Source organism: Vibrio sp. ZOR0018 (genome assembly GCF_963865925.1).
In the GTDB taxonomy this organism is placed as follows: domain Bacteria; phylum Pseudomonadota; class Gammaproteobacteria; order Enterobacterales; family Vibrionaceae; genus Vibrio; species Vibrio anguillarum.
Genome location: NZ_CAWMCN010000156.1, coordinates 32,268 through 46,794, shown reverse-complemented (window position 1 = coordinate 46,794; position 14,527 = coordinate 32,268). Strand labels below are relative to the sequence as shown.

Genomic DNA, 14,527 nt, shown 5'->3' with positions numbered 1-14,527 from the left:
GTAGGCATGGATCGCGTTGGACTTATTCAAATGACGTCAAGCTCTGAACCTGCGCAGAATTTGGCCTATATCGAACAGCAAGTGTCACTACTTGTGGCGCAAGGTGCGAAGTGGATTGTCACGCCGGAAAATGCACTGGTGTTTGGCACGCGACAACAGTATCACCAACATGCCGAGCCATTGTGGCAAGGGCCCTTGCAGAGTCAATTGGCTGCTATGGCTCGCTTTCATCGGGTGTGGCTGTTGGTGGGCAGCATGCCTATCCGTCGTGAGGTCGGGGTAACGACTACCTCCTTGCTGTTTGACGCTAGTGGCGATCTTGTCGCGTACTACGACAAATTACACATGTTTGATGCAGATGTCGCTGACGGCCACCAGCGCTATCGAGAATCGGAAACTTTTACCTGCGGCACAAAGCTGAGTGTTGCGTCGACGCCATTTGGTCAAATTGGCCTTTCCATCTGCTATGATGTGCGCTTTCCGCACCTCTATTCCCAATTAAGAATGCAGGGTGCTCAGATATTAGTGGTTCCTGCGGCCTTTACGGCGGTGACCGGAAAGGCACATTGGGAAGTCTTGTTAAGAGCCCGAGCGATAGAGAATCAGTGTTGGATTGTTGCGGTTGGGCAAACTGGGCTTCATCCATGTGGGCGCGAGACATGGGGTCATTCGATGGTCATCAGCCCTTGGGGTGAGGTTATTGCAAGCTTAAACCAGCAAGTGGGGAATTTAGTCGCCGATATTGACTTGGCTTACGTTGAGCAAGTTCGACAAAAAATGCCCATTGCTGCACACACCCGATTCACGAATCAGTTTATAGATAATAAGAGCAAACTATGAGTATTAACCGCATTGAAGATGCACTATTAAAACCTGCAGGATTAACCGAGCAAGATATTGCGGATACACTAGCGACAATTGCCACTCGTCAAATTGATTATGCCGATATCTATTTTCAGTCGAGCTGGCATGAATCTTTAGTGCTCGAAGACAGCATTATTAAAGACGGCTCATTTAATATCGATTGCGGTGTTGGTGTGCGCGCCATCACTGGTGAAAAAACGGGTTTTGCTTATTCAGATCAAATCCAATTAGAAGGTTTGAAACAGAGTGCAATAGCCGCACGAGGTATTGCGCAGCAAGGTAAAAGTGGCTGTGTTCAAGCCTTTAAACGTAGCGATAATCAAGCCTATTATGCGGCGGATAACCCACTAGCCAGTTGGGAAAAAAAGCAAAAAACAGAATTACTGCAAGAGCTGGATGCTTACATTCGTACCAAAGAGCCGTTGATCCAAGAAGTCTCGGTGAGCTTAAGTGGTGTGCATGAACAGATGTTAGTTGCTGCAACCGATGGGACTTACGCAGGCGATATCCGCCCGTTGGTCCGTTTGTCGATCAGCGTGTTAGCACAAAAAGGTGATCGCCGCGAGCGAGGCAGCTCTGGTGGTGGTGGTCGTTTTGGTTATGACTTTTTCCTCACCGAACAAGATGGCCGTAAAGTTGCGTTTCAGTTTGCCGATGAAGCTATCCGACAAGCCTTAGTCAACCTTGAAGCTGTCGCAGCTCCCGCTGGCGCGATGCCTGTTGTGCTCGGTTCTGGTTGGCCGGGCGTCTTGCTTCACGAAGCGGTAGGGCATGGCTTAGAAGGTGATTTTAACCGCAAAGGATCTTCTGTTTTCTCCGGTAAAATTGGCCAGAAAGTAACCTCAACGCTTTGTACGATTGTTGACGATGGCACACTGAAAGATCTGCGTGGCTCGCTCAATGTCGACGATGAAGGTGTCAATGGTCAATACAACACCTTAATTGAAAATGGCGTGTTGAAAGGCTACATACAAGACAAACTCAACGCACGTTTGATGGGGGTGAACCCTACGGGTAATGGGCGTCGTGAATCGTACGCACATTTACCGATGCCGCGCATGACCAACACTTACATGTTGCCGGGTGAACATACGCCAGAAGAGATCATTTCAACAGTGAAGAAAGGCGTTTATGCGCCCAACTTTGGCGGTGGCCAAGTGGATATCACCTCGGGTAAATTTGTGTTCTCTGCCTCTGAAGCCTATATGATTGAAAACGGCAAAATTACTTATCCAATCAAAGGTGCAACCTTGATCGGTTCTGGCATTGAGGCAATGCAACAAGTCTCGATGGTGGGTAACGATTTGAGCCTTGATCGCGGCGTTGGAGTGTGCGGTAAAGCAGGACAAAGTGTGCCTGTTGGAGTAGGGCAACCTACGCTTAAGCTAGATTCGCTCACTGTTGGTGGCACCGAATAACGTTGTTACTCGCTCAGAGCTGACGTCGTAAGCAAATAAAAAGCGGCGTTTTGATGCGCCGCTTTTTTATCTCTTTTATTCACTGCGTTGAATTGAGAAGGTTAAATATCATCTCGCTCGATCGGGCAGCTCATGCAGCGCGCGCCGCCTCGGCCTCGGCCGAGTTCATTGCCGGGGATGGTTAATACTTTGATGCCCGCCTTATCGTATTTCTCGTTAGTGTAGACATTGCGCTCGTAGCCAATCACAACTCCGGGTTTAACCGTTAGCACGTTGTTGGCGTCATTCCATTGCTCGCGCTCAGCTTCATAGCTATCACCACCAGTGGTGATGATTTTGAGTTTGTCCAAACCTAACGCGCGTTCAATCGCATTAACGTAACTTGGCATTGAATCTACGTTCATCCCGCCATCGCCTTTCGGCGTTAAACGCCATGTTTCTAAATCATGACGCATAATTTCGGGGTAAACAGAAAAGGTGTCGACATCCATATGTGTCATCACCGTATCTAAATGCATACAGGAGCGGTGTTTAGGCAGGTTAACGGCAATCACCTCTTTGGCCTGCCCATGTTTAAATAAACTCGCAGCAAAATTTTCTACCCCTTGCACCGTCGTGCGTTCGGAAATACCAATCAACACCGCACCTTTACCGATCACCAGTACGTCGCCCCCTTCAATATTGGCATTATCGTAGTGCAGATCTTCATCACCGAAATACTTGATAAAATTCTCTCCTGCAAATACAGGATGCCAACGATAAATGGCGCGTAAATGGTTGGTTTCACGTTGGCGTGCTGGTTTCATCATCGGATTAAGCGATACGCCGCCATACACCCAGCAAGAGGTATCGCGGGTAAAGAGATGATTAGGCAACGGTTCAATCACAAAATCTAACGGACGATGCATTTTAGGTAGCATCGAAGAGGAGTGGATGGGCAGTTCGGAATAAGCAAGACCACCGAGTAGCAGAGTGGCGAGGTGTTCGTTATCCATGTCAGCTAAATAGCAGCGCAGATCGCGCGCCAAAGTGGGACCATAGCGAAAATCAGAAATTTGCGTATCGAGCAACCACGCTTTGGCATCGGCAACGGCTAAGGTTTCGACTAAGAGATCATGCAACAACAGCACTTCAACATCTTGGTCCTTCAATGTGTTGGCAAAGGCATCATGCTCTTTTCCTGCATCTTCTACGGCAAGTACATCATCAAATAACAGTTCATGACAGTTCGACGGTGTGAGATGAGTTAAGGCACGCTCTGGCCGATTGAGTAATACTCGGCGCAGTTGCCCAACTTCAGATCCAACGTACAGCTTATTCATTTTGTATCCCTACTCTTATTTCTCATGTTCTTTATGACAAGCTTAAGCGATCGATGCAAGTCTACTTAGTGGTGATATTAGCTGTTATTTCGTGAACCTATAGTTGTGTATGCTTCAAAGTGTGTGCTTATTAAAAAATAACTCCAAAACCAGCCAAATAAGCCTAATAACGACAAAGTGCTTTGTTATGCGTTTTTGTCTCAGAGGAGGGTGAATTAAGCATGAAGAATAAGTGATTTTCTATGCGGTTATTTACATAAAAAGTGCATAATGCGGGCATGTTTAGCCAAAGCGACCTTTTTCGCTATGCATGAATGTTTGATAAACAGGCAGTTTAATGCGGTGAAAGAGCAAATCATCAGGCAGATAATCTACTGAATTAGCAAAATGAAAATAAATTGTTAAATTAAAGTGTTTTTTATTTAATCTGTACTTGATTGAGCAGTGATCCTTTAGAAAGATAAAGATCGTGGTACGTTGTTGGTGGCAATTTTAGGCGAACCATGCCATATTTCGTCGAAATTCATTTATACCCTTCCGACTTGAAGTTGCAGCGGTGCTGGCTACGTTTGCTCACCCCAGTCACATAGTTTATCTATGTTCATGGGGATTAACTCACTTGCCGCCTATCTGCAACGCCAAGTTGATGGAGTATAGTCTACATTTAGCCAAATCTGGAGCACCTTATGTCTCAACCTCAGCAAGATGACTACGTATCCGTTGAAGAGTTAATCGAAATTCAAAAAGAAGATACTCGCGACATCATTCAAGCCCTGCTCGAAGATGGCAGTGATCCAGATGCGTTATATGAGATAGAGCACCACCTATTTGCTGAAGATTTTGACACGCTAGAAAAAGCGGTTGTTGAAGCCTTTAAAATGGGCTTTGAAGTGCTTGAAGCAGAAGAAACAGAAGATGAAGACGGCAATAAACTATTGTGCTGTGACGCGACTATGCAATCGGTACTGAAGGCCGAAGCGATCGATGAACAGGCAGAGAAGCTTATTCAACTTGCTGAAAAATATGACATTATTTACGACGGCTGGGGCACTTACTACGAGGGTGAAGATGCGCTATACGACGATGAGGAAGATGAAGACGACCAAGAGTGATTAGGCGTTATTTACCTTGATGTGAGATACCAGCCCTTTGGCTGGTATTTTTTTAGCTATGCAAAGCTAGCGGGGCACTTTAGTGACGAATCATTATTTTTGTCAGCACATCTTTATTTATTTTGTATATAATCGCTCAACATTGATCTAGCTCAAGTTTATTATGCGAATTTCTCTTGCTGGCTTTTGGCAGCTTTCACCGTTGACTGATTTATCGATCCCGCAAGATGATCTTTGTTTTCCTGCGCCTCTTAGCCAAGTATTACCTCACGATATGACAGAAGCACACATTGCCGAGCAAGAGTGGCATTTGATGCATGATGTTGAGGTGGATGAAGTGATGCTTGGTTTTGCTGCAATTGATCTTGTGCTTGAGGGGATCGATTTTTATGCGGAAATACGTTTAAACGGTGTGGCACTATTTGATTGTGATGGCAGTCAAGCGGTGTATGAAAAAGACATTCGGCCTTTGCTGCAACTCGGCCGCAATCGATTCGAAATTTTGTTTGTTGAGCAAGAAGAAGAGTGGTTGCTGGAGGATCAAGATTTACCGCAATTATGCCCATTGGGACACCACTCGGTGAAGAAATACGATGAGCGAATGGGTATTTGGCAAGAGCCTTATCTGCAATGCATTCGTCATGTTCGTTTAGAGCATGTTACCACTGAGCAAATCTGGCACTATGGCGGTGGCTGTGAGTTTTTGGTTCACTTACATTATCAAACCTACGCAGCAGGATTAGTTTCCGCGGTGGTGAAATTTAATGGTATGAGCTATCAGTTACCTATTGATGTGCGTCATCAGCACGCCAGTGCTTTATTTCAAGTGGAAGCGCCGAAGTACGCAGATCTTACACAGCTTAACCCGAATGATTTGTATACCTTATCGGTGAAACTTGATGGTCAGCAGCAATCCTTCCATATCGCGTTAAGCGAAGATCTCTGTGTTACCCATTTTCCTATCTGATCAACGTACAGTTAATGAGAGCATTTCATTGGTGACCATTCTTGCGGATGCCTCTTTTGCCAAAACTTCTCGTAGAAGTAGTAAGCACACGTATTAATGCTCGGTTCGATCATGGCTAAAACACCACCAATGATAAAACTTCCGGTCATGATATATGCCACGCTAAATGCAACACTGAAGTGCACTACAGCAAAGCTACCTGTTTTAATTTTGGCCGATTGTGAGTAGCGGCGCAGCGGGGCGTAGTGTGCCCATACTTTTTCATGAAAGTAAAAAGCAACGGTATTGACCATCGGCTCAAGCATGGCAATCAGACTACCAAGAATAATGTCGCCCGTAAGTAGATAAACGACGGTAAACGCAATACTGAAATGGATCGCGGCAAAGCTAAGCGTTTTTTTCATAATGTTCACCTAAACGGTTATCGGGTTGATGTAAATATTATTGATAATTATTCTCAACAAGTAAAGATAATTGAGCCTATTAGTTTGATAGCCAATTCCTAACTGAGGCGCTTGTCGTTGGCATAAAAAAAAGCGCCTCATGCGCTTTTTTATGACGATGCAGGGTTTCTATCCTTGCGGTTTGACAACCAGTACATTGATTGGCGAGTTTTGCACTACTTTACTGGCCACCGATCCCAGCATCACTTTATCGATCTTCGATCGTTTATGGCTTGGCATGATAATCAAATCAGCTCCGAGCTTTTCTGCGTAATCTAAAATGGTGGTGTAGGCTTTACCTTCCGCTACATGCAGTTTGTAGATTATTTCGTCAGCGATATGTTGATCAGCAAACTGTTTTAGCTGTTGCTTGACGTCTTCTTTCATTTTCGCCGCGGCATCTTTCGGGAAGTATGTGGCGACCATCGACATGTGGATACCAGGTAGTACATTTAAAAGATGAATTTCAGCATTGGAATGTGTCGCGTGCCAAACAGCAAGTTCAACGGCTTTGTCAGAAAAGCCTTTTTCATTAAGGTCCACTGGAACAAGGATGTGTTTATACATTATGGATTATCTCATCTACGATAGGGTGCTTTAGAGCACCTTGTTTCCGTAAAGTATATGCCTAGCTCGTGCTAGGCATATTGATTAAGCGCGTATTTCTTGTGTTCTCATACGGCGTTTTTGATTCCAAGCTAGCGTCAGCACTAATAATAATGCAGGTAAGAAAACCCACTCTTTCATTGGCCGTTGGCTTTCCAACACAACTGAGCGGATTTCCCAATCAAAATCTATGCCTGCAGCTTCAGCTGGACTGCCAAACTCAATCATATCCACCAGCATACGATTACTGGTTTCTTTCAGGGTTAGCCCCATTGATTGAATACGCTGTTCTGCCGTTGACGCTTGATCATCAAAAGGGAGTAGTACTGTTTTTGATAAGTAATCACCTTCAATGGTTTCACCAGCGACGATAAGCTCTATCGATTGACCCACATCGAGGTTTTCTACAATTTGCGCTATCTCTGTGCCTGGGTGCAGTTCGGTCGCAGGATAAATCATGTCCCACCAAAAACCGGGTCGGAAGAACGAGAACGTCAGCACCAACAGCAGGACGGTTTCCCACCACTTATTGCGAGTTAGCCACCAACCTTGAGTCGCAGCAGAAAACAGCAGCATTGCGGTAATGGCCGAGAAAATGGTTAACGCTAAGTGCCACCATGTATCAATTCCCATTAGCAGTAGTTGAGTGTTGAATACGAACATAAAGGGCAAAATGGCGGTACGAATATCGTAAGCAAACCCTTGAATACCTGTACGAATAGGGTCTGATTTAGCGATAGCGGCTGCGGCAAATGCCGCCAAGCCAACTGGTGGGGTGTCATCTGCCAAAATGCCGAAATAGAACACAAATAAGTGTACGGCAATCAATGGGATGATAAGACCATGAGCGGCTCCCAGTGTTACAATGACGGGAGCCATTAAGGTTGATACGACGATGTAGTTGGCGGTGGTCGGTAAGCCCATACCAAGAATGAGGCTGATCACGGCGGTAAAAATCAGCATCAGTATGACGCTGCCACCGGATATAAACTCAACAAAATCGGTCATCACTAAGCCAATGCCAGTCAAGGTGACGACACCAACGACGGTTCCTGCGGCGGCGGTTGCCACACCAATGCCAATCATATTCCGCGCGCCCGAAACCAAGCTTTCGGCAAGATCAACAAATCCAGCCTTCACTTGCGTGTTCAAATCGTTGCTCTTATTGAGTAACGACATGATTGGCCGCTGAGTGATCAAAATGAAGACCATAAATATCGTGGCCCAAAAGGCGGATAATCCGGGCGAGAAGCGCTCGACCGTCAAACACCATACTAGCACCACAATAGGTAGCAGGTAATGAAGCCCTGATTTTACCGTCGGCCCAGGGTCGGGTACTTCTTGGATATCCATATCCATTGCACTTTCTGAGGCGTAGCGAGACGAAATTTTAATCAGAGCGACATAAGTCAGTAAAAGCGCGACCGTAACAATTGGAGTAGCGGCGTCACCAAACACTTCTTTGGTCCAACCAATGCCGTAGTAAACAACAGCGCTGAGAACGCAAAGCCCTAAAATAGTACCCGTAAATGAAAGTAAGCTTTGCACCCATGTTGGTGTATGACGGCGAGGTAGGCCTTTCATTCCTGCTTTGCAGGCTTCCAAATGGACAATATAAATTAAGGCAATATAAGAGATAAGCGCTGGTAGTAGCGCCGCACGGATCACTTCAACATAGGAAATACCGACATATTCCACCATTAAAAATGCGGCAGCACCCATGATAGGCGGGGTTAATTGGCCATTGGTGGAAGCGGCTACTTCAACAGCGCCCGCCTTTGTTCCGGGAAAGCCGACACGTTTCATCAAGGGAATGGTAAAAGTACCGGTGGTAACTACGTTTGCAATCGATGAGCCAGACACTAGCCCCGATAAGCCTGAGGCTACAACCGCTGCTTTCGCTGGGCCGCCTCGCATGTGGCCCAGCAGTGAAAAGGCTACTTTGATAAAATAGGAACCTGCGCCAGCTCGTTCAAGCATTGCGCCAAATAGAACAAACAAGAACACAAAAGAGGTGGAAACCCCAAGAGCCACCCCAAAAACCCCTTCAGTGGTCAGCCATAAATGAGACATCGCTTTGTTTAGGCTCGCTCCTTTATGAGCGATCACATCCGGCATGTAGGGGCCACCAAAGGTGTAGAGCAAAAAGAGTGCTGCGACCAACATTAGCGGTGGTCCTAACGCTCGACGTGTTGCTTCAAGTAATAGCACCATTCCTGTGACGGAGACCGCTATATCAATCAAGGTTGGCGCACCGGAGCGACCAGCCAACTCATTGTAAAATAAATAGATGTAAGCAGCAGAGAAACTGCCCGCCAATGCCAAAATCCAATCAATCAATGGAATGCGATCGCGTGGTGAGTTCTTTAACGCAGGGTAGGCAGTAAAGGCGAGAAAGACAGCGAATGTGAGGTGAATGGCTCGTGCTTGCGTATCGTTTAAGATGGCAAAGTTAAAAATAAAGGGCAGCGGTGAAGCATACCAAAGTTGGAATAGTGACCAACATAGTGGGACAAACCACAAAATGCGCCCCGGCAAGCCGTGAGGGTTTCTTGCGCCGGTATCAGATTGCGCTACCATTTCCTGCACATCGGTTGACGGAGTAAGTGTCTTCGTCATGTACGTTATCCTTATTATTGGCTGCCTACGTCTCGGTTGGTCACAGGGTCAATTCACTGCTAATGAGAAGTGGGCTATTGCGGAACAGAACAAAAGGTGGGTTGTTAAATCATTTAAAACCCAAATGTGCCCAAAGAGTCGTTGTAAACGTAAGAGGACAGGCCATCATCGTTGACCATAACGCCAAGGGATAAAGGGCATATCGCTCGTGACTGAAAGGGCAATCAAAGGAGACATTCAGCCTCCTTTGATTCGGTATCGCTATTGTTGGTTTTCGCGATGCGAAATTATTTTAGCAGACCGATTTCTTTGTAGTATTTTTCTGCGCCAGGATGAAGAGGAATGGAGATCCCCGCTTTCACCATGTCTTCTTTTTTCAAGTTAGCAAAGGCAGGGTGAAGACGTTTAAAGGTATCAAAATCTTCAAATACCGCTTTGACCAAATTGTATGCGACTTCATCAGACACATCAGTGCTTGATACCAAGGTCGCAGCCACACCAAAACTGGTTACATCTTTATCTGTTCCACGGTACATGCCAGCAGGAATCGTGCTGTAAGCGTAGTAAGGGTTATTGGCAACAATTTTTTCAATTTCAGGGCCAGTAGCAGAGACGAGTTTTGCATCGCATGAGGTCGTTGCTTCTTTGATTGAACCATTTGGATGGCCAACCATATAAATAAAGGCATCTATTTTATTGTCGCACAATGCTTGAGAGCGCTCAGAGCCTTTGAGCTCAGAAGCCAATTTGAAGCTGTCATTGGTCCAACCAAATGCATCCATCACCACTGCCATGGTGGCCCTGTCACCAGAACCTGGGTTACCAATGTTGACACGTTTACCTTTCAAGTCAGCCACGTTTTCAATGCCAGAATCCGCGCGGGCAATGATATTAAAAGGTTCGGTATGAAGGGAAAAAACTGCGCGCAGTTTTTTATTCGGGCCTTGCTCGGCAAATTCACTGGTACCGTTATAACCATGGTACTGCCAGTCAGATTGAACAATACCGAAATCGAGTTCACCTGCACGAATCGTGTTCACGTTGTAGATCGATCCGCCCGTTGATTCTACTGAGCAGCGAATGTTGTGATCTTTACGCCCTTTATTAACCAGCTTACAAATAGCACCACCTGTCGGGTAGTAAACACCAGTGACGGATCCTGTACCAATCGTAATGAACTCTTGTGCGCTTAACGTACCTGTACCCATGACCGCTGCTGCAATAATTCCAACTTTAATCAATTTATTCAATGCCATGAATTTTCCTTCCTTATTCATTATTAACCCCATAGATAATTGTTGTTACACCCTTCCCACCTGAAGTTGCTGTGGTGTTGGCTACGTTCGTTCACCCCAATCACAGAATTATCCATGCTTATGACGACTGACTCACTTGCCGTCTACCCGCAACTTCAAGTTGTTTGGGTATCGGGGGAGTTTCCTCATCTAGAAACGGCATCTTTTTCAATCCGTATGTTGAAAAAGTGGCTAAATAATACCAAAAAATCGACACATAATTACAGGAATGTTAAAAAATGTAGCGAAATTGGCTATCAATAAGCGTCATTGTCAGAGCCAAAATATGGCAATAGCTTGCCTATCAAGGAGTTATTCCTCTTTCTGCTGTGACAACTTATTGCTGAAGATGTGAAGAGAATCACGCCGACTTGACTCAGTGTGATTCTACTAGAGAGTGAGATGAAATGCGTTTAGTGACAAATTACCCTGCGTAATCAAACAGATCACAGACTGAATCAAACAGCTGCTTTGTCGTTACGTTCAGTGTCGGTGTGATAAAAATGGTATCGTCACCGGCCACCACACCCAAGATGCCTTCTGATTTGCCCAGAGAATCAAGTAACCGAGCAATAAGCTGCGCCGCCCCTGGCCCGGTATGAATCACTACCAGCGCGGCATTGTGATCTATATCTAGCACTAATTCACGCAGTGAACTTGATACGGTTGGTACACCGAGTTCAGCAGGAAGGCAGTAGACCATCTCCATTTTTGCGTTGCGAGTGCGTACCGCGCCAAATTTAGTCAGCATGCGAGATACTTTGGATTGGTTGATATTATCAAACCCTTCATTACGCAGGGCATCGACAATGTCACCTTGAGATCCAAAACGTTCTTCTTTTAATAGATTTTTAAAAGCACGAACCAGATTATCTTGCTTATCATTATTGTTGCGCATAGTTATCGTCTTCGATTAGCCATTTATTGCTGCATATTCTCGCATAGCTATGCAGTTATCGCCAAATTATCGTCCAAAAGTGTCTAAAAGGTCACTGTAAACTTTTATGTAAAACTTTGGTCGAATGGCAACTTAACTCTTTGTCGGTAAAGATAAACAAGGTCATAATTGCCATCGGTGCTGTAGCACGATTTTAGCGAATTGCGCGAGGTCGCAAAGCTAGCGTTAATTGATTGTAATCATATTGTGATTGCTATAGTTTTCTAGCTTAAAAATACCCTACACAAAAACATTTATAAGAGATTTATTCTCAAGGAGAACTACGATGAAAGTAGCTGTTATTGGTGCCGCTGGTGGCATCGGTCAAGCCCTAGCACTTCTACTTAAAAACCATCTTCCTGCTGGTTCCGATCTGGCGCTGTATGACATCGCACCGGTGACTCCGGGCGTTGCTGCCGATCTAAGCCACATTCCTACTCCCGTATCGATCAAAGGCTATGCTGGCGAAGATCCAACACCTGCGCTTGAAGGTGCGGATGTAGTCCTTGTTTCTGCAGGTGTCGCTCGTAAACCAGGTATGGATCGCGCGGATCTGTTTAATGTTAACGCTGGCATTGTGAAAGCGTTGGCTGAAAAGATTGCGGTTGTCTGTCCAAAAGCCTGTGTGGGCATTATCACCAACCCTGTCAATACAACAGTACCTATTGCAGCGGAAGTCTTGAAAAAAGCAGGCGTTTACGACAAGCGTAAGCTATTCGGTGTGACAACGTTGGATGTGATTCGCTCAGAAACGTTTGTCGCGGCGCTAAAAGATAAAAACCCTAGCGAGATTATTGTGCCTGTGATTGGCGGCCACTCAGGCGTCACTATCCTTCCTTTGCTTTCGCAAATTGAAGGGGTTGAGTTCACGGCTGAAGAAGTGGAAGCTCTAACTAAGCGCATTCAAAACGCAGGCACCGAAGTGGTGGAAGCGAAGGCGGGTGGCGGCAGTGCAACACTGTCAATGGGTCAAGCGGCTTGCCGTTTTGGCTTATCATTAGTCAAAGCACTACAAGGTGAACCAGGTGTTGTGGAATGTGCCTACGTTGACGGTGGTAGTGAGCATGCTTCATTCTTTGCACAACCGATTAAACTCGGTAAAGAGGGTGTCGAAGAAGTGTTGAGCTATGGTGCATTGAGTGACTATGAACAAGCCGCGTTAGATGGAATGCTGACAACACTGAAAGGTGATATTCAGCTAGGTGTTGATTTCGCCAAATAAAGAATAACCTTATCTTATACAAAAATGCCGCTTGCTCATCCAAGCGGCATTTTTTATGGTTTTTACCAATATTTTTGTATGATGATGCTTTGAACTGTGTAATATGCGGTTTTTTTTACTGAGCAGTGCATTATTTTCGTCGTGAACTTACAAACTTTTTGATCCCTAGCAATGAATTTGACTATTGACTCACTATCTCAGTGACCGCGATCACATAGGGATTGATGTCTGGTAAATATGTTCTCTAAAATAGCGCCTTCCTCTAATGTGTAAACACTCACTGGATAGTTCCCATGGATAATAAGCTTGGTTTGGGCTCACTAACAGCACTGGTCATTGGTTCAATGATTGGCGCTGGTGTTTTTAGCCTGCCACAAAACATGGCCTCAGTCGCCAGCCCTTTGGCGGTAATGATTGGTTGGGGGATCACTGGCGTTGGTATGATCTTTCTCGCGCTCTCTTTTCAACAACTTGCCGTCCATAAACCTCATATTAATAGTGGCGTATTTGGTTTTGCTCGAGAAGGATTTGGTGACTTTGCGGGTTTTTGTTCCGCATGGGGTTACTGGTTTAGCGCCATGGTGGCTAATGTCTCTTATCTGGTAATTGTTTTTAGCACCTTAGGCATGTTGTTTGATACACCAGATAACGTGATGTTTGGGGCGGGCAATACGTGGCTTTCCATTGGGAGTGCATCGGTATTACTTTGGTTGGTGCATGCGTTGGTCAAAAAAGGAGTACAAACGGCCGCATTCATTAATCTGATTACCACCTTTGCTAAAATGATTCCTCTAGTGTTGTTCATCATTTGTGCCGCTTTTGCTTTTTCTTGGGACAAATTCACATTGGATTTTACAGGCTTACACTTCGGTGTTGGCCATGATCTGCTGGATCAAATAAAAAGCACCATGTTGATCACGGTATGGGTGTTCATCGGAATAGAGGGAGCGGTTGTCGTGTCAAGCCGCGCTCGCCACCGTGCTGATATCGGTAAAGCGACTATTCTCGGTTTGCTTACGGCGTTGACCATTTATGTATTGGTCACCTTATTGTCGATGGGCGTGATTAAACCGGTTGAATTGGCGCAATATCAGAACCCTTCAATGGCCAAAGTGCTGACGACTATTCTTGGTCCTTGGGGTGAGTACATTATCGGTGTTGGCTTAATTATTTCGGTGTGCGGTGCTTTTCTTAGCTGGACGGTCCTGGCCTCCGAAGCGCCATTTTTATGTGCTAGAGATAAGATGTTTCCTGCCATCTACGCCCAGCAAAACGAAGCGGGGAGCCCAGTAAAAGCGTTAACTCTAACCAATATTTGCATTCAGGTCTCACTGATTCTGGTGATGTACGCAGGCAGTACCTACGATACGCTGCTGATTTTCGCTTCAGAAATGATCCTTGTTCCCTATTTTTTGATCGGCGCCTTTACGTTAAAGATCGCGATTGAACAGAAGAATAAAGGCAAACTTCTGGTGATAGGTTCTTGTGCCACCATTTATGGGATTTGGCTTTTGTATGCCTCTGGTTTGCACTATTTGATGCTCTCCGCGCTACTCTACTTACCTGGGCTCTATTTCTACATGAAAGCTAAACGAGAGCAGGGCATTCATCCTTTTCAAGGCAAAGAAAAGTTAGGAGCTTGTGCTTTAACAATCGTGGCTGTTTTTGCATTTGGCATGATTTGGCAAGGCGGGTTTTAAATAACGCTTAGAATCAAAAAGA

General features: G+C 45.4%; 12 protein-coding genes. 6 read left to right on the top strand and 6 right to left on the bottom strand.

All coding sequences use genetic code 11. The annotated features are described in order from the left end of the window. Positions 1 to 6: 6 nt before the first annotated feature. Together AACR75_RS17480 and tldD are read left to right on the top strand one after the other, a co-directional pair. Entirely contained in the window at positions 7 to 840 is an 834-nt protein-coding gene (locus tag AACR75_RS17480; protein ID WP_047688134.1) for a carbon-nitrogen hydrolase family protein, read from the top strand. Beyond that, complete coding sequence (tldD, locus tag AACR75_RS17475) at positions 837 to 2,282, top strand: metalloprotease TldD (RefSeq protein WP_013857867.1); 1,446 nt, start codon at positions 837 to 839, stop codon at positions 2,280 to 2,282. Before AACR75_RS17480 ends, tldD begins: the two co-directional genes overlap by 4 nt. Positions 2,283 to 2,383: 101 nt before the next feature. On the opposite strand, the gene arcA is transcribed toward tldD, so the two are convergent. Further along, positions 2,384 to 3,604 carry an arginine deiminase gene (gene arcA / locus AACR75_RS17470; RefSeq protein ID WP_017047087.1) on the bottom strand — a complete coding sequence of 407 codons (1,221 nt, stop codon included), beginning with the start codon at positions 3,602 to 3,604 and terminating at the stop codon, positions 2,384 to 2,386. Positions 3,605 to 4,290: 686 nt separating this feature from the next. Here arcA and rraB point away from each other — a divergent pair. Further along, the gene (rraB, locus tag AACR75_RS17465) at positions 4,291 to 4,716 is read left to right on the top strand and encodes a ribonuclease E inhibitor RraB (protein ID WP_017046663.1); all 426 of its coding nucleotides are present in this window, start codon (positions 4,291 to 4,293) and stop codon (positions 4,714 to 4,716) included. Between the two features lie 163 nt (positions 4,717 to 4,879). Next, positions 4,880 to 5,683 carry a glycosyl hydrolase 2 galactose-binding domain-containing protein gene (locus AACR75_RS17460; RefSeq protein ID WP_047688132.1) on the top strand — a complete coding sequence of 268 codons (804 nt, stop codon included), beginning with the start codon at positions 4,880 to 4,882 and terminating at the stop codon, positions 5,681 to 5,683. 11 nt (positions 5,684 to 5,694) lie between these two features. Here the strand turns inward: AACR75_RS17460 and AACR75_RS17455 are convergent, their stop codons facing one another. From AACR75_RS17455 to argR, 5 genes are all read right to left on the bottom strand, one after another. Continuing rightward, positions 5,695 to 6,087: a DUF2061 domain-containing protein gene (locus tag AACR75_RS17455; protein ID WP_026027587.1), complete on the bottom strand. Its 393-nt coding sequence runs from the start codon at positions 6,085 to 6,087 to the stop codon at positions 5,695 to 5,697. A 168-nt stretch (positions 6,088 to 6,255) separates the two neighbouring features. After that, entirely contained in the window at positions 6,256 to 6,693 is a 438-nt protein-coding gene (locus AACR75_RS17450) for a universal stress protein (protein ID WP_013857847.1), read from the bottom strand. Between the two features lie 84 nt (positions 6,694 to 6,777). Further along, entirely contained in the window at positions 6,778 to 9,351 is a 2,574-nt protein-coding gene (locus AACR75_RS17445) for a TRAP transporter permease (RefSeq protein ID WP_013857846.1), read from the bottom strand. Positions 9,352 to 9,638: 287 nt separating this feature from the next. Continuing rightward, positions 9,639 to 10,607 (bottom strand): TAXI family TRAP transporter solute-binding subunit, encoded by a 969-nt coding sequence (locus AACR75_RS17440; RefSeq protein ID WP_026027829.1) that lies wholly within the window; start codon positions 10,605 to 10,607, stop codon positions 9,639 to 9,641. A 463-nt stretch (positions 10,608 to 11,070) separates the two neighbouring features. Further along, positions 11,071 to 11,544, bottom strand: coding sequence for a transcriptional regulator ArgR (gene argR, locus AACR75_RS17435; RefSeq protein WP_013857844.1), 474 nt, complete (start codon positions 11,542 to 11,544; stop codon positions 11,071 to 11,073). Positions 11,545 to 11,869: 325 nt separating this feature from the next. Between argR and mdh the strand changes: the two genes are divergently transcribed. Together mdh and AACR75_RS17425 are read left to right on the top strand one after the other, a co-directional pair. Then, positions 11,870 to 12,805, top strand: coding sequence for a malate dehydrogenase (gene mdh, locus AACR75_RS17430; RefSeq protein ID WP_047688130.1), 936 nt, complete (start codon positions 11,870 to 11,872; stop codon positions 12,803 to 12,805). 293 nt (positions 12,806 to 13,098) lie between these two features. Further along, positions 13,099 to 14,505, top strand: coding sequence for a basic amino acid/polyamine antiporter (locus tag AACR75_RS17425; RefSeq protein ID WP_047688126.1), 1,407 nt, complete (start codon positions 13,099 to 13,101; stop codon positions 14,503 to 14,505). Positions 14,506 to 14,527: the final 22 nt, after the last annotated feature.